General features: G+C 66.4%; 21 protein-coding genes. 8 read left to right on the forward strand and 13 right to left on the reverse strand.

The window, feature by feature from the left end:
- The first annotated feature begins 117 nt into the window (after positions 1-117).
- Positions 118-1,452: an SGNH/GDSL hydrolase family protein gene (locus U6115_RS01810; protein WP_230623361.1), complete on the forward strand. Its 1,335-nt coding sequence runs from the start codon at positions 118-120 to the stop codon at positions 1,450-1,452.
- A gap of 118 nt (positions 1,453-1,570) precedes the next feature.
- Here U6115_RS01810 and U6115_RS01815 read toward each other — a convergent pair whose 3' ends face one another.
- Positions 1,571-2,809: an anion transporter gene (locus tag U6115_RS01815; RefSeq protein WP_043575212.1), complete on the reverse strand. Its 1,239-nt coding sequence runs from the start codon at positions 2,807-2,809 to the stop codon at positions 1,571-1,573.
- 142 nt (positions 2,810-2,951) lie between these two features.
- Positions 2,952-3,743, reverse strand: coding sequence for an inositol monophosphatase family protein (locus tag U6115_RS01820; protein WP_043575094.1), 792 nt, complete (start codon positions 3,741-3,743; stop codon positions 2,952-2,954).
- A gap of 102 nt (positions 3,744-3,845) precedes the next feature.
- Here U6115_RS01820 and U6115_RS01825 point away from each other — a divergent pair, with 102 nt between their 5' ends.
- Positions 3,846-4,571, forward strand: a complete 726-nt coding sequence (locus U6115_RS01825) for a 16S rRNA (uracil(1498)-N(3))-methyltransferase (RefSeq protein WP_043575096.1) — start codon at positions 3,846-3,848, stop codon at positions 4,569-4,571.
- A gap of 29 nt (positions 4,572-4,600) precedes the next feature.
- Here U6115_RS01825 and U6115_RS01830 read toward each other — a convergent pair whose 3' ends face one another.
- Entirely contained in the window at positions 4,601-5,815 is a 1,215-nt protein-coding gene (locus U6115_RS01830; RefSeq protein ID WP_043575214.1) for an HD-GYP domain-containing protein, read from the reverse strand.
- 416 nt (positions 5,816-6,231) lie between these two features.
- Between U6115_RS01830 and pyrB the strand changes: the two genes are divergently transcribed.
- From pyrB to U6115_RS01845, 3 genes are all read left to right on the forward strand, one after another.
- Entirely contained in the window at positions 6,232-7,152 is a 921-nt protein-coding gene (pyrB, locus tag U6115_RS01835) for an aspartate carbamoyltransferase (protein WP_043575099.1), read from the forward strand.
- Between the two features lie 22 nt (positions 7,153-7,174).
- Entirely contained in the window at positions 7,175-7,633 is a 459-nt protein-coding gene (pyrI, locus tag U6115_RS01840) for an aspartate carbamoyltransferase regulatory subunit (protein WP_043575102.1), read from the forward strand.
- Between the two features lie 171 nt (positions 7,634-7,804).
- Entirely contained in the window at positions 7,805-9,085 is a 1,281-nt protein-coding gene (locus U6115_RS01845) for a chloride channel protein (protein WP_047258277.1), read from the forward strand.
- On the opposite strand, the gene U6115_RS01850 is transcribed toward U6115_RS01845, so the two are convergent.
- The 3 genes from U6115_RS01850 to U6115_RS01860 form a co-directional block, all read right to left on the reverse strand.
- Positions 9,072-9,599 carry a GNAT family N-acetyltransferase gene (locus U6115_RS01850; protein WP_043575218.1) on the reverse strand — a complete coding sequence of 176 codons (528 nt, stop codon included), beginning with the start codon at positions 9,597-9,599 and terminating at the stop codon, positions 9,072-9,074. The two genes, U6115_RS01845 and U6115_RS01850, sit on opposite strands and share 14 nt — an antisense overlap.
- 65 nt (positions 9,600-9,664) lie before the next feature.
- Positions 9,665-10,537, reverse strand: a complete 873-nt coding sequence (locus tag U6115_RS01855; protein ID WP_043575104.1) for an NYN domain-containing protein — start codon at positions 10,535-10,537, stop codon at positions 9,665-9,667.
- A 53-nt stretch (positions 10,538-10,590) separates the two neighbouring features.
- A complete protein-coding gene (locus U6115_RS01860; RefSeq protein WP_052258047.1) occupies positions 10,591-11,409 on the reverse strand; it encodes a substrate-binding periplasmic protein in 819 nt (272 codons plus the stop codon).
- Between the two features lie 110 nt (positions 11,410-11,519).
- Between U6115_RS01860 and U6115_RS01865 the strand changes: the two genes are divergently transcribed.
- Positions 11,520-11,741 (forward strand): hypothetical protein, encoded by a 222-nt coding sequence (locus tag U6115_RS01865; RefSeq protein WP_043575107.1) that lies wholly within the window; start codon positions 11,520-11,522, stop codon positions 11,739-11,741.
- Position 11,742: 1 nt separating this feature from the next.
- Here the strand turns inward: U6115_RS01865 and U6115_RS01870 are convergent, their stop codons facing one another.
- The 6 genes from U6115_RS01870 to U6115_RS01895 form a co-directional block, all read right to left on the reverse strand.
- The gene (locus U6115_RS01870) at positions 11,743-12,285 is read right to left on the reverse strand and encodes a DUF2059 domain-containing protein (protein WP_043575109.1); all 543 of its coding nucleotides are present in this window, start codon (positions 12,283-12,285) and stop codon (positions 11,743-11,745) included.
- Between the two features lie 85 nt (positions 12,286-12,370).
- Positions 12,371-13,318 carry a substrate-binding domain-containing protein gene (locus U6115_RS01875; protein ID WP_052258048.1) on the reverse strand — a complete coding sequence of 316 codons (948 nt, stop codon included), beginning with the start codon at positions 13,316-13,318 and terminating at the stop codon, positions 12,371-12,373.
- Positions 13,319-13,350: 32 nt separating this feature from the next.
- A complete protein-coding gene (locus U6115_RS01880) occupies positions 13,351-13,947 on the reverse strand; it encodes an alpha/beta hydrolase (RefSeq protein ID WP_043575111.1) in 597 nt (198 codons plus the stop codon).
- Positions 13,948-14,057: 110 nt separating this feature from the next.
- On the reverse strand, positions 14,058-14,555 hold the full coding sequence (locus U6115_RS01885; protein ID WP_043575114.1) for a YgjP-like metallopeptidase domain-containing protein: 498 nt from the start codon (positions 14,553-14,555) through the stop codon (positions 14,058-14,060).
- A gap of 10 nt (positions 14,556-14,565) precedes the next feature.
- Positions 14,566-15,102: a YaeQ family protein gene (locus tag U6115_RS01890; RefSeq protein WP_043575115.1), complete on the reverse strand. Its 537-nt coding sequence runs from the start codon at positions 15,100-15,102 to the stop codon at positions 14,566-14,568.
- A gap of 88 nt (positions 15,103-15,190) precedes the next feature.
- The gene (locus U6115_RS01895) at positions 15,191-15,883 is read right to left on the reverse strand and encodes an MliC family protein (RefSeq protein ID WP_052258049.1); all 693 of its coding nucleotides are present in this window, start codon (positions 15,881-15,883) and stop codon (positions 15,191-15,193) included.
- Positions 15,884-16,103: 220 nt separating this feature from the next.
- Here U6115_RS01895 and U6115_RS01900 point away from each other — a divergent pair, with 220 nt between their 5' ends.
- Together U6115_RS01900 and U6115_RS01905 are read left to right on the forward strand one after the other, a co-directional pair.
- Complete coding sequence (locus tag U6115_RS01900) at positions 16,104-17,504, forward strand: DEAD/DEAH box helicase (RefSeq protein WP_043575118.1); 1,401 nt, start codon at positions 16,104-16,106, stop codon at positions 17,502-17,504.
- A 149-nt stretch (positions 17,505-17,653) separates the two neighbouring features.
- A complete protein-coding gene (locus U6115_RS01905) occupies positions 17,654-18,445 on the forward strand; it encodes a substrate-binding periplasmic protein (protein ID WP_052258050.1) in 792 nt (263 codons plus the stop codon).
- A 7-nt stretch (positions 18,446-18,452) separates the two neighbouring features.
- On the opposite strand, the gene U6115_RS01910 is transcribed toward U6115_RS01905, so the two are convergent.
- Entirely contained in the window at positions 18,453-19,016 is a 564-nt protein-coding gene (locus U6115_RS01910; RefSeq protein WP_043575120.1) for a TetR/AcrR family transcriptional regulator, read from the reverse strand.
- Positions 19,017-19,150 lie beyond the last annotated feature (134 nt).

The following is a 19,150-nucleotide window of genomic DNA, read 5'->3' on the forward strand; positions in this document are numbered from 1 at the left end:
ATATATTTGCTTGGTATGATGTTTGACACGGGGCCCCGCACCTGCCCGGACGGCATGTCGGCGCAGGCGGCGAGAGAGCTATCCCGTTGATAAAAAAACAAGGTACCGGGTGAATACATGAAAACAAGCATCATTTTGTCCCTGCTGTTGGGCGCGCTGGCTTCCGGCCAGGCGCTGGCGCAGGCGGAGCAGCCGCCCAGCGACGAGCTGGACGGCGTCGTCTCCGCCGGCAAACCGTTGTCGGGCAGCGAGGCGCGCGCCGCGGCCGGCCAGGCCAAGCCGCAGCCGGGCAGCGCCACCTACACGTATCTGCGCTGCTATTACCGCAAGAGTCCGGTGGCCAACCAGCCGCAGACCGACTACGTGTGGGCCACCGATCCGTCCAGCGGCGACTACTACCGCGTCAACGGCTACTGGTGGTCGGGCAGCTTCGTCGCGCTGAAGAACATGTTCTACAGCGATACCAGCCAGGACACGCTGCGTTCGGTGTGCCAGCAGACGCTGGCCAAGCAGGGCGTCAACCGTCCGCTGGCGTTGTTCGCCGCCGCCAACAACGTGATGTCGTACAACCACACCATCTGGACGCTGGACAGCGCGAGCCAAGGCAACGCGATCAACCGCATGGTGGTGTTCGGCGACAGCCTGTCCGACACCCAGAACATGTACGGCGCCTCGCAATGGCGGCTGCCGGTGGCCAGCAGCTGGTACGTCGGCCGCTTCAGTAACGGCCGGGTGTGGGTCGAGCATCTGGCCGACCAGCTGAAGCTGCCGTTTTACAACTGGGCGATAGGCGGTTCCGCCGCCGACAGCCATCTGGTGGTGCCGGGCCTGTTGCAGCAGGTGGACTCCTGGGCCCAGTACATGCAGAAGGCGCCGGGCTACCGTCCGGAAAACACGCTGTTCACCATGCTGATCGGCGGCAACGACCTGCTCAACTACGGCCGCGCCGTCGATCAGGTGATCGCCGACCAGGGCAAGGCGCTGGACAAGATCATCGCCGCCGGCGGCCGCAACATCGTGGTGCTGACGCTGCCCGACCTGTCGCGCACGCCGTCCGGCTCGGCCGGCGGCAAGGCGGCGCAGCTGGCGCAGCAGGTGAAGGACTACAACGCCAAGCTGGCGACGCTGGTGGCCAATCTGAAGCAGAAGCACGGCACGGCGCTCAAGCTCAGCCTGTTCGACGCTTACGGCATGTTCAACGACCTGCTGACGAATCCGGCCAAGTACCAGGTGAGCAACACCACCCAGCCCTGCCTGAACGTGGCGGCCAACGCCAGCCTGCCCTACATTTCGTCGCAGACGCCGCGGCCGGAGTGCGCGAATGCCGACGCCTACGTGTTCTGGGACAATCTGCACCCGACCACGCACACCCATGTGCTGTTGGGCCAGATGGTGGCCGACTTCCTGCGCCAGCAGAATCTGAACCTGTCGGCGCAGGCGCGCAAGCGCTGATCCGCCCAGTTTGGGAAACACCCGCCAACCGCATGCCTTGCCGGCATGCGGTTTTTTGTCGCCGCCGTTTCGCGGATGAGGGCGGGTTCCCTCTGCATTCGAATGCCGCGCGGCCGGGTCAGAGCCCGAGCTGGAACCGCAGCGCCAGGTAGGCGGCGGAGACGGCCAGGCTGGCCAGGGTGATCGGCACGCCGACGCGGGCGTGGCGTTTCCAGTCGATGGCGATGCCGCGCCTGGCGGCGGCATCGACGACGATGATGTTGGCGATGCTGCCCACAATCAGCAGATTGCCCGACAGCGTGCTGACCAGCGCCAACAGCAGGCCGCTCGTCTCGTGATGGGCGACCGGCAACAGCAGCATCACCGCCGGGACGTTGGAGACGATGTTGGACAGCAGGAAGGTGGCGGCGAACAAGGGGCCGGGCTGCTCCAGCCGCACGCCGAGCGCGGCCAGGCCGGCGACGGCGTCCGCGGGGATCCCGGTGCGCTGCAGCGCATGGTTGACGACGAACAGGCTCATGAACAGAACCAGCAGCTCCCAGTCGACCAGCCCCAGCATCTTGCGGGAATGCAGCTGGCGGCTCATCAGCAGGATGCCCGCGCCGATGAGCGCCATGTGCTCCCTGGGCCACGGCGCCGCCAGAAAGGCCGCCAGCAGCGCCGCGGCGATGGCGAGGCCTTTCGCGGTTTGCCAGCCATCGAAAGGCGTGTCTTCGCGTGGCGGCTCGGCGGCGGCCTCGGCGGGGCCGGCATCCAGCCAGCGGCCGCCGGTCTGTCGGACGATCAGCCCCCAACATGCCAGCAGCCCGAATCCCACCGGAATGGCGGCGGCCAGGACATAGCCGCCGAAGTCCAGGCGCAGCGTCTGGCCGATCAGCATGTTTTGCGGATTGCCAATCAGCGTCGCGGCCGAGCCGATGTTGGATGCGCAGGCCAGCGCCAGCAGAAACGGCACCGGGTCCAGCCGGCGCCGCCGGCAGGCGTCGATCAACACCGGGGCGACGGCCAGGCAGACGATGTCGTTGCTGAACACCGCCGACAGCGCCGCGCTGACGACGGTCAGCGCCGCCAAGAGTCCGGCGGGGCCGAGCGACAGGGTCGCCAATTTGCGGGTCACCCAGTCGTAGAAGCCGCCGAGGCGCATCTGCGCCGATATCACCATGAAGGCGAACAGCAATATCAGCGTGGGCAGATGCATGGCTGCCACCGCTTGCTCGAGGCTCAGCGCGTTGACGCCGATCAGCGCGATCGCGCCGAGCAGCGCGACGCCGGTGCGGTCAAGCTGCAGGAACGGCAGTCCGCCGAGAATCATGCCGAGATAGACAGTGAGAAAGATGGCGAGGATGGTCGTGGTCATGTGGTAAGCGCCGGCGCGCATCGGCCAGTCTGGGAGAGGGCCGAGCTTGGGGACGAGGGAGATGGCTGTTTCATGGCGGCCGGAAGGCGGTTGCGCGGGCTACGGCGTTGCCGGCGCGCGCGGCATGCGTTCTTGGCGGAGGCTACTGGTTGGCCCGCACCCAGCGGTGCCATTGCGAGAACAGCTCCGGGGTGATGGCGGCGATCACCGAGCGCTTCCAGATCACGTCGCTCCAGTAGTCGTCGCTGTTCAGGCTGGCGATGCGGCCGCCGGCCTCTTCCAGGATCACCGCGCCGGCGGCGTAGTCCCACAGCCGCTGGCCGCCGTGCAGGTAGAGGTCGTAGCGGCCGGCGGCGAGGAAACACCAGTCCAGCGTGCTGGAGCCCATATTGCGCTGGCTGCCGCACGGCGCCAGGCTGCCCAGGCGGGCGGCCAGCTTGCCGGAGCGCAGGTATTTCACCTCGACGCTGGCGATGGCGTCGCCGATGCAGTTGTGGATGGTCTTCAGCGGCAGGCTGCGGCCGTTCATCCAGGCGCCCTGGCCGCGGCGGGCGTAGAACATTTCGTCCGAAACCGGGTTGTAGATCACGCCCAGCTCGCTCTTGCCGTTCACCATCAGCCCCACCGAGATGGCGAAATAGGGCAGGCCGTTGACGAAGTTGGTGGTGCCGTCTATCGGGTCCACCACCCACAGGCCGTCCTGGTTGCCGTCCCATAGCGCGTCCTGCTCTTCGCGGTCCATTTCCTCGCCCAGCACCGGATGCGGCAGGATTTCCGGCAGGCCGCGCTGCAGGGCGGCCTGGCAGGCGAGGTCGGCTTCGGTGAACAGGGTGCCGTCTTCCTTGCGGCTTTTGCCGACGTGCAAAAAGCGCGGCATCACCTCGCGGGCGGCCACTTCGCGCACCAGTCGCATTACCTGTTCAAGCACCTGCATCCTGTTTCTCCTGCTGGTTTGCGTCGTCGCGGCGCAAAAGCGGTTTGCCGAATGGAGCAAACCTAGCAAAATACCGGTATCAACAGCGACTTTCAATATCCGATGCCAAGGTTTTATCTCGATGCCGATCTTCAGGTCGGCCAGCAGCTGTCCCTGCCCGATGCTGTGGTGCGTCATGTACAAGTATTGCGGCTGAACGCCGGCGACGCCATCACCTTGTTCAACGGCCGCGGCGGCGAGTACCAGGCCTGCCTCAGCGCGGTGCAGAAACGCGACGCCCAGTGCGTGGTGGAGCGCTTCGACGAGGTTTCACGTGAAACGCCGCTGTGGCTGGGCCTGGCCCAGGGCATTTCCAGCGGCGACAAGATGGAGTTCACGCTGCAGAAGGGCGTGGAGATGGGGGTGTCGGTGTTCCAGCCGATCGCCGCCGGCCGCTCGGTGGTGAAGCTGTCCGGCGAGCGCGCCGACAAGCGGGTGGCGCGCTGGCAGGAAATCGTCGTCTCCGCCTGCGAGCAGAGCGGGCGCAACCTGATTCCGCAGGTACTGCCCATCCTGACGCTGAACGAATGGCTGCAGGTCGGCCAGGAGGCCGACATCCGGCTGATCCTGTCGCCGCGCGGCGACAAGAGCCTGGCCGAATTGTCGGCCCGGCCGGCGCGCAGCTGGCTGATGGTCGGGCCGGAGGGCGGGTTTTCCGCGCCGGAGGAGGACGCGGCGCTGGCCGCCGGCTGGACGCCGCTGAAGCTGGGGCCGCGCATCCTGCGCACCGAAACCGCCGCGCTGGCGGCGGTGGCGGCGATGCAGGCGGTGTGGGGGGATTACAGCTAGGGCGCGTCGCCCCGTTGGGGTGACGCACCCTACAGGAAGCGCAGCGGGTCTATCTTCCATTTCTCCGGCGATTCGTGCTTGACGATGCGGTCGCCGCCGCCGTGGCCCATCCGGCGCGACAGATCCACCACCTCGGGCGGGATGTGGGCATTGCTCTTGATGCTGAAGAACACCTTCACCTTGGGCGAGATCAGGCTGCTGTCGTTCTGCTCCACCACCACGCCCAGTCGGCCGCTTTCCAGCCGCACCAGGGTGCCGACCGGGTAGATGCCTATCACCCGCATGAAGGCCTGCACCAGCTCCGGGTTGAAGTGGAACTTCGACCATTCGTAGATCTTGCGCAGCGCGTCGGTGGGCGGCATGCCCTGGTGGTAGCAGCGGTTGGAGGTCAGCGCGTCGTAGACGTCGACGATGGCCGCCATCTGGCCCAGCTGCGAGATTTCATCGCCCTTCAGCCCGGCCGGGTAGCCGCTGCCGTCGTGGCGCTCGTGATGCTGGCCGGCCACCAGCACCGCGGTTTCGGAAATGCCCTGGGTGGCGTGCAGGATTTTCTGGCTTTCCACCACGTGGCACTTCATCACCTGGAATTCCTGCTCGGTCAGTTTGCCTGGCTTGTTGAGGATTTCGTCCGGCACCCGCATCTTGCCGATATCGTGCAGCATGCCGCCGATGCCGGCGTGGTGTATCACGTCTTTGCCCATGTTCAGCGCGTTGCAGAAGCTGACCATCAGCGCGCCGACGCTGACCGAGTGCTGGAAGGTGTAGTTATCCTTGTCCTTGATCCGGCACAGCGACAGCAGCGCGCCGTTGTTGCGCAGGATGGATTCGGTCAGCCTCTCCACCTGCGGCTCCACCTGTTCCAGCTCCACCTGTTTGCCCAGGCGGACGTCTTGCAGGATGTCGCGGACGATCTGGTTGGCTTCGTGGTGGATGACCTGGGCGCGGCCGAACTCCTCGCCGCTTTCCACCTTGCGCACCACCGTGCTCTCGCGCGAGGCGATGGCGCGCAATTCGCTTTCCAGCTGCTTGCGCACTTCGACGGCAGAAGGCGCCGATGGCAGGTCTATGCCTTTGCGGGTGTCGATGTAGACTTCATGGATGCCGGCTTCGGCGATTTTCTGGATCTCGCTCTCGTGGGCGACCTTGAAACGGTTGACCAGAAACGGGTGGGACATCCAGTCGCAGTTGAGGTCGTGGATGTACATGCCGACCCTGAGGTCGTTGACGTCTATGCACTTGATCATCGCGTATTTCGGGAAAGCCGGTTGGGCGGGATGGATCGGGCCCAAGGCCGGAAGCGGTGGAACCACGCCGGTGTTCTTCAAGCATCAGCCGGGATGGCGGGATTTTCAAGGCCCGATCGCAGGCAGGGTCAAATCGGCCGCGCCGCGATCGGAACGGATATTTCGCCGCCGTCCATCGCGGCCGGCTTGCCCACAAGGGGCGGATCGGGATATATTCCCGCAGTTTTGTTCGGAACACGGTAATGAGCCAGGCAGCACGACAGCGCGATCGCAGCAGCGGCACCCGCAGGGGTGGCGTGGCGGCGTTGCCGTTCGGAGCCGCCGTTCCCGACACGCCCGTATTCCCGAAAAAAAGCCCCTGACGCAGGGGCTTTTTTTTCGTCCGTCACCAGCCTGCCAACATGAGGAAAGCGACCATGGCCAATCCACTGTACCGGAAACACATCATCTCCATCCCCGACTTCAGCCGCGAAGAACTGGAGCTGGTGGTGGATACCGCCGCTCGCCTCAAACAGAACCCGCGCGGCGACCTGCTGCAGGACAAGCTGGTGGCCAGCTGCTTCTTCGAGCCGTCCACCCGCACCCGGCTGTCGTTCGAGACCGCGGTGCAGCGGCTGGGCGGCAATATCATCGGCTTCGCCGATGGCGGCAATACCAGCGCCAAGAAGGGCGAGACGCTGGCCGATTCGATCAAGATCATCAGCTCCTACACCGACGCGGTGGTGATGCGCCACCCCAAGGAAGGCGCGGCGCGGCTGGCCAGCGAGTTCTCGGCGGTGCCGGTGATCAACGGCGGCGACGGCTCCAACCAGCACCCGACGCAGACGCTGCTCGACCTGTTCACCATCCGCGAAACCCAGGGCCGGCTGGAGGGCTTGTCGGTGGCTTTCGCCGGCGACCTCAAATACGGCCGCACCGTGCACTCGCTGGCGCAGGCGCTGTCGCTGTTCGGCGCGCGCTTCTATTTCGTGGCGCCGGAAGCGCTGGCGATGCCGGACTACATCTGCGAGGAGCTGGATGAGCGCGGCATCGAATACACGGTGGTGGACAGCCTGGAAGCGGTGATTCCGGAAGTGGACATCCTGTACATGACCCGGGTGCAGCGCGAGCGCTTCGACGAAGCCGAATTCAAGAAGATCAGCGGCAAGTTCGCGCTGCGCGCCGACATGCTGAAAAACGCCCGCCCCGGCATGAAGGTGCTGCACCCGCTGCCGCGGGTGGATGAAATCGCAGTGGATGTGGACGCCACGCCGCACGCCTACTATTTCGAGCAGGCCAAGAACGGCGTGTTCGCGCGCCAGGCCCTGTTGTCGCTGGTACTGAACGAAACCGTGTAATCAGGCAAGGAAGGACAAGATCATGCAATACACCCGCACCGTAGAAGCGTTGAAGCAAGGCACCGTGATCGATCACATTCCGGCCGGCCAGGGCGTGAAGATCCTGCGCCTGTTCAAGCTCACCGAAACCGGCGAGCGCGTCACCGTCGGCCTCAACCTGGTCAGCCGCCACATGGGCAGCAAGGACATCATCAAGGTGGAGAACGTGGCGCTGACCGAGGAACAGGCCAATGAGCTGGCGCTGTTCGCACCAAAGGCGACAGTGAACGTCATCGACAACTTCGAAGTGGTAAAAAAGCATAAATTGACATTGCCTGACGCAGTGGAGGGCATTTTCTCCTGCCCTAATTCCAATTGCATTTCGCATAATGAGCCAGTGACGAGCTTTTTCTACGTAAAAACCCTGGCACATGACACAAAAATGAAGTGCAAGTATTGCGAAAAGGTGTTCAGTAGGGATATTGTTGCAGAGGTGCGCTGAGTCGTACAAAGGGTGAGAATAGAGATAATCAAGAAAAACACTGCGTTCGACAGTGGCAGTAAAACGGAGAGGCGCCGCAGGAGACTGCGGCGCTTTTCATTTGCCGCGAAGCCGCGCTCTGCTAGGCTTGGCTGATATGCACCGCCGCCGCTCCGCGCCAAACCCCCGACCATGCCTTCCTCCTTGCTCAAGCGCCATCCCGCCGTCCTCAATCTGCTGCTGGCCGCCTGCTGCGGCGTGCTGGGCGCGCTGCTGGTGTTGTGTTTCCAGGGCGTTCTGCACGCCATCGAAAATCTGCTGTCCGGCCAGAGCGGCAGCCTGGTCGGCATCGCCCGCCAGTTGCCGCCATGGCAGCGGGCGCTGGCGCCGGTCTTGGGCGGCCTGCTGGCCGGCGTGGTGCTGGAGCAGGGGAGGCATCTGCTGCGCGGCTCCGCCAGCGGCGACTACCTGGAGGCGGTGCGGGTCGGCGATGGCCGGCTGGGCCTGCGCCGCACGCTGGTGAACAGCCTGTCCTCATTGTGCACGGTGGCGTCCGGCGGTTCCATCGGCCGCGAAGGGGCGATGGTGGCGCTGTCGGCCCAGGGCGGTTCGCTGCTGAGCCGGCTGGTGCCGATGACCTTGCCGTCGCGGCGCCTGTTGGCGGCGTGCGGCATCGCCGCCGGTTGGGCGGCCGCCTACCACGCGCCGTTGTCGGCGGTGGTTTTCGTTGCGGAAGTGGTGTGGCGGCGGCTGGATTGGCGCGCGCTGCCGGCGCTGCTGCTGGCGGCATTGACCGCCAGCCTCACGGTAGACCACCTGTTCGGCCTCGCGCCGCTGTACCGCACCGCGCCGCTGCCGGCGCCGGATCACCTGGCCTTGTTCGGTTACTGCCTGCTGGCGCTGCCGCTCGGGGCCGGCTCGCCGCTGTTTCTCAAGTCGATGGAATTGGGCCGGGCGGCCTTCGCCCGGCTGCCCTTGCGCCTGCCGCTGCGGATGGCGCTGGGCGGCGCGGTGGTGGGGGCGCTGGCCTGGTTTTGGCCGCAGATGTGGGGCAACGGCTACAGCACGGTGTCCTGGCTGCTGCAGGCCGAATCGGCTTGGCAGCTGGTTTTGGTGCTGCTGTTGTGCAAGCTGTGCGCCACCGCCGCCACCAGCGGCTCCGGCGCCGTCGGCGGCATTTTCACGCCCATGCTGTTCGCCGGGGCGGCCGGCGGGGCGCTGGCCGGCCAGTTGCTGAATCTGGTGCTGCCGGGCTGGCTGCCGGCGGGAGGGGCGGTGCTGGTGGGCATGGCGGCGTTCCTGGCGGCCACCGCGCAGGCGCCGCTATTGGCCGTGCTGATGATGATGGAGCTGACCGCCGCCTGGCACATGCTGCTGCCGGTGACGCTGGCGGCGCTGGTGGCGGCGCGGCTAGGCCGCCGCCTGGGCGGCCGCGCGCTGTACCAGGACGAGGGCGGGCTCAGGCGCCGCTAGCCGGGCCGCTGCTGGCGTCGTCGTCGATGAAGCGCTGCAGATAGACCAGGTCCAGCCAGCGGCCGAACTTGAAGCCCACTTGCGGCAGGCGTCCCACCTGCACGAAGCCCAGTTTCTCGTGGAAGCGGATCGAGCCTTCATTGTCGGCGTCCACCGCGCCCAGGATGGTGTGCTTGCCTAGCGCCCGGGCGCGCGGCAGCAGCGCCTGCACCAGCGCGGTGCCGATGCCCTTGCCGCGGGCGTCGGCGGTCAGGTGCACGCTGTGCTCGACGGTGAAGCGGTAGCCGGGGCGGGCGCGGAAATCGCCGAAGCTGGAGAAGCCCAGCGCGCGGCCGGCGTCGTCTTCGGCCAGCAGCACCGGATAGCCGGCGGCGGCGCGATCCTGGAACCACACCGCGAATTCGCCCGGCGTCAGCGGGTCGTCGTTGTAGACGGCGGTGGTGGTGGCGATCACTTCGTTGTAAATGTCTAGTATCGCGGCCAGGTCTTCCAGGTTGGCTTCACGAATCTGCATGATCTGTCCTTGCTTGAGGTCGTAGGGGCCTTGATCCAAGGCTTGAGCAATTAACCTACCAGTTTTCAACCGGAGACGGCGGGTTTCTTGCGCGGGCTGCGCTTCTTGCGCGCCGGCGCGGCCGATTCTTCCACGGCGGCCTCGGCGGGCGGCGCTTCCTGCAGCGCGGGCTCGCTGTCGTGGCGCAGGCGGATCTCGCTGTGCAGCTTGGAGCCGTTGCGGTTCTCCTGCACCGACAAGAATTCCAGCTTCTTCACCATTTGCGACAGCCGGCTGTGGCCCCAGTTGCGCGGGTCGAACGAGGGGTCGTTCTTGGCCAGGTAGGAGCCGACGGCGGACAGTTCGGCCCAGCCGCTGTCGCGCGACACCGCTTCTATCGCCGAGGTGAACATGTCCTGCAGCGGGTGGCGCTCTTTCGCAGGGGCCGGCTTGGCGCGCGAACGCGAGGCGCGGGTCTTGGGCTTGTCGGCCGGGGCTTCCGGCTTGGCCTTGGCCGGCGCGGGCGGCCGCAGGATTTCGGTGAAGACGAATTTGTCGCAGGCGGCGATGAAGGGGCGCGGGGTTTTCGATTGCTCGCCCAGGCCGATCACCATCAGCCCGGCCTCGCGCAGGCGGGTGGCCAGGCGGGTGAAGTCGCTGTCGGAGGATACCAGGCAGAAGCCGTCGAAATTGCCGGTGTAGAGCAGGTCCATCGCGTCGATGATCAGCGCCGAGTCGGTGGAGTTCTTGCCCTTGGTGTAGGCGAACTGCTGGATCGGCGAGATCGCGTATTGGTGCAGCACTTCCTTCCAGCCCTTGAGCTGGGTGGTGGTCCAGTCGCCGTAGGCGCGCTTGACCACCGCGGTGCCGTACTTGGCCACTTCGGCCAGCAGTTCGGCGATCAGCGCCGACTGGGCGTTGTCGGCGTCTATCAATACCGCCAGTTTGCGGTTTTCCATTGGGTCTTTCGTGATGGGCGACAGCACATGCTAAGCCGGGCTTTCCGGCGCTGTCAAAAGGACGGCGGCGCGCTCTGGGCGCGGGCGGCGTCCAGCGCGCGGCTGATGATGCGGTCGATCTGGCCGCTGCGCTTCATGTCGCTGAGCGCCTGGTTGAGCTGCCGCAGAAACTCCTGCTTGTAGGGGAAGCGGCCCTGGTCGCGGTCGGTGAAGCCGACATAGCCTTGCTCTTCGGACACATTGGCCGTAAGCAGCAAGGCGCCGGGGGCGTAGAGTCCCTGCTGCTGCAGGCGCGCCAGCTCCAGCTGTATCGCCAGCTTGTCGTTCAGATAGCAATCCAGGTGGCCGCGGATGACCTTGAGCAGATTGGTGCGCACGTCGGCCGCCTCCTCCAGCGCGATCTGCCCCTGGCCCACCATGCTCCAGAACGCGTCGCCGCCGGGGCGGAAGCCGGCGTTGTTGCCGAAACGCAGGCCGCGGTAGTCGTCCGGCCAGCGTTTGCGCGGCGGCTGCGCGACCGCCGCCCGGCAATAGGCCACCACCTGCTCGCTCAGCATCGGCACCGAGTATGGCTGCATGTACGGCCGTTCGCGCGGCCGGTAGTAGGGCGGCGACAGCGCCAGCGCCTTGCCGTTTTCCAGTTCGGCCAGTCCGCGTTTCCACGGCACCGGCTTCAGTTCGATCTGGAAGCCGCGCAGCTGGCTGGAGGCGGCGCGCAGAATGTCGTTGTAGATGCCTTGCGCCTGGCCGGCGGCTTCGTAGGAATAGGGCGGGTAGCCGTTGTCGGTCAGGATGGTGACGGTCTGGACATCAGCCGCCGCCCAGGCCGGACACAGCAGGAGCAGGAGGTGGCAAGCGTGGGGCAGCCGCATGGCGTGATGGCGGGCGAGGATGGCGATACACCTGTTATAGCCGCTGGCGCGGCCGGATGGTGGCACGGCTCTTGCGTGTTGGCTGACGGGATGACGGCCGAGGGAAAATCATGCAACCGCAAGCGACGGCGTCGGGAAAAACCGGCGAGATGGTGATGTTCAATTACCGCCGGCCGGTGCGGGCGCGCCAGGTGGAACTGCAGGGCGGCAGCCGGCTGTGGCTGGTGGAGATGCTGGACCGGCAAAGCCAGGTCTGGGTGTGGCAGGACGAGTGGCCGGGCGCCGACGCCGCGCTGGAGCGCGCGCGCCGGCTCAGCCTGATGCTGGATTAGCTTATTTCTTGGTCAGGGTCTTGCCGTAGGCTTCGGCGGCGGCCTGCATTTTGGGCAGCAGCGCCTTTTCCGCGCTCTTCAGCGTGTCGCCGGCGATGCTGTTGATGACCTGCGGCTGCTGCTTCAGCATTTTTTGGCCGGCCGGGGTCTTGTAGAAGGCGTTGATCTGCTTCAGCTCGTCGGCGCTGAACTGGGCGCTGAAGTTCTTCGCCACGGTCTGTTCGAACTGGGCCTTGACCGCGGCGGAGCCGAAGTAATCGGTGGCCAGCTTGTGGATGTTGTCGCCATAGCCCTTCAGGCCGGCCTGCGCCTTTTTCTGCTGGGCTTCGGTCAGCTGGATCTTGTTCTTGACCAGGTATTCCTGCAGCAGCGGCAGCGCGCTGGCGGTGGTGCGTTGCGCCAGGTCGGGCAGCATGTTGTTGATGTTGAGCGTGGCGGCCAGTTCCTTGGCTCCGGCATCCTGGGCGGCGTCGGCATGCGCCAGCAGCGGCAGGGTAAGCAGCAGGGCGGCGAGGCTGGCCTTGAGCGAGCGGGAAGCAAACATGGCAAATCCTTTGATCTGGTGAAAGATGTCGGATCGGCAGTGTGACACCCCGCACCGCTCAGGTCAAAGCGGCCTGGCCGGTTTCTCAGCGCGGCGCCGGCGGCATGCGGCGGCTTTGCCAGCCCTGATAGCCGGCTAGATTGGCGCGGGTGACCAGGCCGACCGGCACTGTCACCAGCCGCTTGCCGGCATCGCCCTGGCGCAGGTGCAGTCCCAGCAGCACGGCTTCGCGGCCGATCAGATACGGCGACTGGCTGGCGGAGGCGACGATCTGGCCGGGCAGGCGGAGCGCGCGCTCGATGTCGGGCGAGCCGTCCACCGAGCCGATCAGCACCTGCTGGCGGCCGGCGGCGCGCAGCGCCTTCTCGGCGCCCAGCGCCTGGCGGTCGTTGATGGTGAACACCGCGTCGATGCGCGGCAGCCGCTGCAGATCGCGCTGCATCGCGCGCTGGCCGCCCAGGCTGGAGCCCATGGCGTTGGCGCGGTCGTTGTCGACGGCGATGCCGGGGTAGGCGGCCAGCGCCGCGTGGCAGCCGGCGATGCGGTCGCTGACCGAAGTGACGGGCGGCCCGCCCTGGATCAACAGCGTGCCCTTGCCCTGCAGCCGCTGCGCCAGATAGCGGCAGGTAATCTCGCCGGCCTGGCGGTTGTCCGACTTCACCGTGCCGTCCACGCCGGGGGCGTCGACGTCCACCGCCACCACCGTGATGCCGGCGGCGCGGGCCTGGCGCACCTGCGGCGCGATCGCCTGGCTGTCCACCGCGCCCAGCAGGATCAGGTCGACTTTCTGTTGTATCAGCAGCCGCATCTGGCGCTGCTGCTGCTCCAGGGTGAAATTCGCAGACATCGAGGTGACGCGCACCGCCGCGTTCAGGCCGTGGGCGGCTTGCACCGCGCCGCGCGCCAAGGCCTGATAGAAGGGGTTGTCCAGCGCGCCGACCGAGATGCCGATCCGGGCGAGCGCGGCGGCCTGGCAAGATGGGCCGCACAGCAGCAGGAGGCCGCAAAGCAGGGTGGAGCGGGCTGCGGGCATGGCTTGGCGAGGGGCGGCGGAAATGCTTCAGTCTAGACCATCGCCGCCTCCGGCGCGGCGGTGTCCGATTCCAGCCGGCTGAGCGCGCGCTCGGCCAATTGCCGCAGCAGCGGCCAGCCTTCTTCCCATTGCTGGTGGCCGGAATCGACATTGATGTGGCCGGCGTGCTGCAGCCAGGTGATGGGCGCCTGCCAGTAGCCGGCCAGCCGGGCGGCGCGCGCGGTCTTGCAGAAGGGGTCGTTGCTGCTGGCGACTATCCTGGCCGGAAAGGGCAGCGGCCGGCGCGGCAGTGGCGCGAAATTCATCAGTTCCGCCGGCACGAAGGGCCGCTCGACGTCGGCCGGCGCCACCAGCAACGCGCCGGCGATGCGGCCGGGGTGGCGCTGCGCGTAGTGCGCCACCGTGACGCAGCCCAGGCTGTGGGCGATCACCAGCGGCGGCCGGCGGCAGCGCGACAGCGCGGCGTCCAGCCCATCCAGCCAGTCTTCCAGCTGCGGCTGGGCCCAGTCGGCGTTGTCCACCCGGCGCGCGCCCAGCCGGCGCTGCCAGTGGCTTTGCCAGTGGCGCGGGCCGGAGTTGTTCCAGCCGGGCTGGATGATGAGGTCGAACGGCTGCAGCGTGGCGAGCATGGCGGGCTTCCGCTAGAGAGGATGGCCTGACTGTAGCGCGGCCGCGGCTGCATTAAAAATAATATGGAATGGTTTTGATATTCTGCTGAATTATAAAAGCGGCCGGCGGCTCATCCCGCTTCGCGCTCGCGCCAGTTCAGCCACAGCCGCAGGTCGAACTCCAGCTGGTGGTAGTCGGGCAGCATGTGGCAGCACAACTGGTAGAAGGCCCGGTCGTGGTCGCGCTCCTTCAGGTGGGCCAGCTCGTGCACCGCTATCATCTGCAGGAAAGGCAGCGGCAGCTCGCGGAACAGCGCGGCGATGCGGATTTCGCTCTTGCTTTTGAGTTTGCCGCCCTGCACCCGCGACACCAGGGTGTTGGTGCCCAGCGTGCCCTTCAGCGGATGCTGGCGGTTGTCGTACAGCACCTTGGCCGGCAGCGGGGCGTTTTTCAGGTAGCGCTGCTTGATGGCCGCGACGAACTGGTACAGCGCCTTGTCGGTCTGCACCTCGTTGGCGTCGGGATATTTGCGTTGCAGCCACGCGCCCAGCTGGCCGGAATCCAGCAGCGCCTGCGCCTGCTGCACCAGGGCGGGCGGGTAGTTCAGCAGGTATTTGAGCGCTGGCATCGGGGCGCGGTTATTTCAGCCGCTGCGGTTCCAGCAGCACGGTGTGCTGCTCGTCGGCCAGCCACATCTGGCCGTCCTGGATGGTGACGTTCAGCTGCATGCTGCGCTGGGCGAGGCCGGCCAGCGTCTGCAGCGCGTCGAAATCGATGCGGAACACTTCCAGCTTGTCCAGCCGCGACAGCTTGTTTTCGATCTGGCTCCACCAGACTTCGCTGGCGCGGCCGCCGTAGGTGTACAGCACCACCTTGTCGGCGCGGCTGCAGGCTTTTTTCAGGCGTTTTTCGTCCGGCTCGCCCAGCTCCACCCACAGTTCGATTTCGTCGGAATAGTTCTTCTGCCACAGTTCCGGCTCATCGTCGGCGCTGAGGCCGCGGGTGAAGCTCAGCGTCTCGCTGGCGTTGAGCGCGAAGGCGGCGACGCGCAGCATCATCCGCTCCAGGGTTTCCGAGGGATGCTGCGCCAGGGTCAGCTGGTGGCTGGCGTAATAGCCGCGGTCCATGTCGGACAGCGTCAGGGAAGCTTTGTAAATGGTGGCGGTCAGGGCCATGGCGGAATCTTCGCGAAGTCGGTAAGCCCGGCGCGGGGTGCGGCGCGGGCGGTCGATTCTAACCGCAGCCGGGGCCGAGCGCCATGTTTCATGGGGTCGGCTGGCTGGTGCACTCCAGCGATTCGCTGCGCCAATTGACGCTGGCATCGCGGCCCTTGATCCAGAATTCCACGCCCTGGCCGACATAGCGCGCGCCGCTGCCGCTCAAGCCCTGGTGCACGATGACCAGGGTGTTGCCGCGCTCCAGCTTGGCGGTGGCCGGATGGGTACGGTAGAAGGTGGCCAGGATGGTGGACGAAGGCTGGCCGCGGCACAGGTAGCGCAGCGGCGTCAGCGACGGCGCCAGGCCCCAGGCCGCCTGCAACTGCGAGATGCGCAGGATGTAGGTGTCGCCCAGGCACATGTGCGGGTCTTCGTTCTTCAGGCAGTCCTTCAGGCTCTTCACCCAGCGTTTCTGTTCGCCGACCAGCTTGGCCTGCGCGCCGTTGCGGCTTTGCTCCGCCTGGCCCATCGCCTGGGCGTAGACCTTTTCCAGGCGGTTGTCCAGCCGGGTCAGGCCGTCGTCCTGGCACACCATGCTTTCCACCATATTGGCGGGCTTGTCGCAGTGGAAGTCGGTGGCGACCGGCGGCGGCGCGTCGCTGTTTTCTTCGGCCGGCTTGACCGCGTCCGCGGCGGCGTGGCCGGAGCCGGCCGCGTGCGGCCGGTCGTTCTTGCCGGCCAGCGCCAGCGCGGGGAGCAGCAGCAGCAAGCCTATCAGCCTGTGCGAGGCTATGGGCATATTCAATCCTCGAAAACGACTACATGGAGCGAGCCGGCGGCGCGCCGGCTCCTGTGCGCAGGGCCAAGGCCATCAGTTCCCAACCCCGGCGAATGTCTGTACACTGCGACGCTTCGCGCGTGTGCCAGTCCCGCGCGCCTTATCTCATCCGAGTTCAACTTCTTTTCCCGTCAGCCTGGATTGGTCGCAGTTCTGCGATAGGCCGTCGCAGGAGCATATTATGTCCGATCTTACCTTTGCCGACCTAGGCCTGGCAGACCCTTTGCTGCGCGCGGTCGCCGACACCGGTTATACCACGCCCACCCCGATTCAGGCTCAGGCCATTCCGCAAGTGCTGCAAGGCGGCGACCTGCTGGCCGCGGCGCAGACCGGCACCGGCAAGACTGCCGGCTTCACGCTGCCGCTGCTGCAGCTGCTGATGCGTTCGCCCAGCCACCATGCCGGCCGCCCGCGCGCGCTGGTGTTGACGCCCACCCGCGAACTGGCCGCGCAGGTGGAGGAGTCGGTGCGTACTTATAGCAAATACCTGCCGTTGAAGTCGCTGGTGATGTTCGGCGGCGTCAACATCAATCCGCAGATCAAGGCGCTGCGCTCGCCGGTGGATATCCTGGTGGCGACGCCGGGCCGCCTGCTGGACCACGTCGGCCAAAAGACCGTCGACCTGTCCGGCGTCGAGATCCTGGTGCTGGACGAAGCCGACCGCATGCTGGACATGGGCTTCATCCACGACATCAAGAAGGTGCTGGCCAAGCTGCCGGCCAAGCGGCAGAACCTGCTGTTCTCCGCTACCTTCTCCGACGAGATCAAGGCGCTGGCCGACAAGCTGCTGGACAATCCCAAGCTGGTGGAAGTGGCGCGCCGCAACACCACCAACGAACTGGTGACCCAGAAGGTACACCTGGTCGACCGCGACAAGAAGACCGAGCTGTTGATCCATCTCATCCGCGAGCACAATTGGTTCCAGGTGCTGGTGTTCACCCGCACCAAGCACGGCGCCAACCGGCTGGCGGAGAAACTGGACAAGATCGGCATCACGGCCGCCGCCATCCACGGCAACAAGAGCCAGAACGCGCGCACCCGCGCGCTGGCCGACTTCAAGAGCGGCGAATTGCAGGTGCTGGTGGCAACCGATATCGCCGCGCGCGGCCTGGACATCGACCAGTTGCCGCACGTGGTCAACTTCGAGCTGCCCAACGTGCCGGAAGACTACGTGCACCGCATCGGCCGCACCGGCCGCGCCGGCACGCCGGGCGAAGCGCTGTCGCTGGTCTGCGTCGACGAGTTCAGCTTCCTGCGCGACATCGAGAAGCTGATCAAGATGTCGATCGAGCGCTTCACCGTGCCGGGCTATGAGGCCGACCTCAACGTCAAGCCGGAGCCGATCCCGATGGGCGGCGGCGCGCGCGGCCGCGGCCAGGGCCAGGGTCGAAGCGGCCAGGGACGCAGCCAGCAGCCGCGCAACCCGGCTTCCAAGCCGCGCCATCAAACCGAAAGCAAGCCGGCTGGCCACGGCCATCGCGGCGGCGGTCAGGGCCAAAGCCAGGCGCGCCAGGACGGCGCCCGCTCGCCTAAGTCGTCGGCGCCGCGCGCCGCGCTGTTCAGCCCGCCGAAGAGCCGCTAAGCAAGCTGTTTAGACGATGGGCCCGGTGTGAATTGCACCGGGCCCATTCGCATTGAAGCGCGTCGAATTGCCGGTTATGCTCAGCAAGAGACTGTCTGCAGCATATAAAACAAAGGCAGCTTGCTGACTTTGCAAGAATCGGGAAAACGATGCGATACCACGGCTATCTGCTGGGTATCCTGAGCTGGGCCGTGCTGCTGGCGGCTCCGGTTGAGGCTGCCCCACGCCTCAAGATCACCCTGTCCAATCAGGAATGGCCGCCGTACATGGGCCAGGAGTTGCCGTACGACGGCATTCTGTCGCGGCTGGTGAAAGAAGCTTTCGCCCGCGGCGGCGTCGATGTCACCTATCGCTATTATCCCAACAACCGCACGCTGCAGTCGGCGCGCAACGGCCAGGTGGACGGCAGTTTCGGCTGGGCGCCGACGCCGGAGCGCAAGCGCGACCTGCTGTACACGCAGCCGGTGCTGTCGGCGCGCATGGTGTTTTTCCAGCGCAAGGAGCGCAGGCTGGAGTGGAACCGCTGGGCCGATTTGCGCGGCGTCCGGGTGGGCGTCACCGTCGGCAATTTCTATTCCGACGATTTCGACGCCCAGGCCAAGAGCGGCCTGCTGACGGTGGACAGCGCGCCGGACGACCTGATCAATCTGCGCAAGCTGCTGGCCGGGCGCATCGACCTGTTCCCCATCGACCTGGAGGTGGGCAAATACCTGATCGCCCACCATTTTCCGCCGCAGCAGGGCGCCCTGCTGGAGGCGCAGGCCAAATCGTTCTGGTCGGCGCCGCTGCATGTGGTGATCTGGCGCAAGCATGCGCGCGGCAAGGAGCTGGTGGAGCGTTTCAACCGCGGCCTGAAGGCGATGCAGGACAGCGGCGAATTCGAGCGGCTGGTGACGGAAACGCGCGAAGCCTGTCTATTGCCCAGAACCGTCTCGCCCTGAGGCGGCGTCAGCCGCCTGCCAGCGCCGCGCGCGCTTCGTCCAGCATGCGCTGCGACAGCTCGTCGTCGCTGACCGCGCGCGCCAGCAGCAGCGCGCCCACCATCAGCGCCAGGCTGGCCAGCGGCGGCGGGCCGGCGCCGTCGCGGCGGCGGGCTTCTTCCAGGGTTTCCAGCATCGGCAGCAAGCCGTCGGTGAAGCGCCGCCTCACCGCCGGCCCCTGGCGCGCCAGCTCGCCGGCCAGCGCCGCCGCCACGCAGCCGGAGTCGGGAAAATCGCGATGGGCCGGGCTCAGGTATTGTTCCGCCAGCGCCGCTAGGCATGCGCCGTCGGCCGCCTCCGCCAGTTGTTGCCGCCAGTGGCGGTTCATCTGTTCCTGGGCTTCGCCGCAGGCGGCGGCGATCAGCGCGTCCTTGCCGGAAAAGTGGGCGTAGAAGCCGCCATGGGTCAGGCCGAGGTCGGCCATCAGGTTGGCGATGCCGACATGGGCCAGCCCTTCGGCGCGAAAGCGCAGCGACGCGATCGCGATGATGCGGCGGCGGGTCTGGAGCTTGTGGCTGCCGGGATAGCGCATTGGACCTCCTGCTCGGGCGGTTTGGCATGATAACTATAATATAAACATTGCCTAAGGGAATCAGCGGGATAGCGTCGGCCGCCTGGTTCCGCCGTTTTCAGCGGAGGCGGCCCATCCATCCTGCCCCATTCCAT

The sequence above is a fragment of the Chromobacterium subtsugae genome, from assembly GCF_035919665.1.
GTDB classification, from domain to species: domain Bacteria; phylum Pseudomonadota; class Gammaproteobacteria; order Burkholderiales; family Chromobacteriaceae; genus Chromobacterium; species Chromobacterium subtsugae.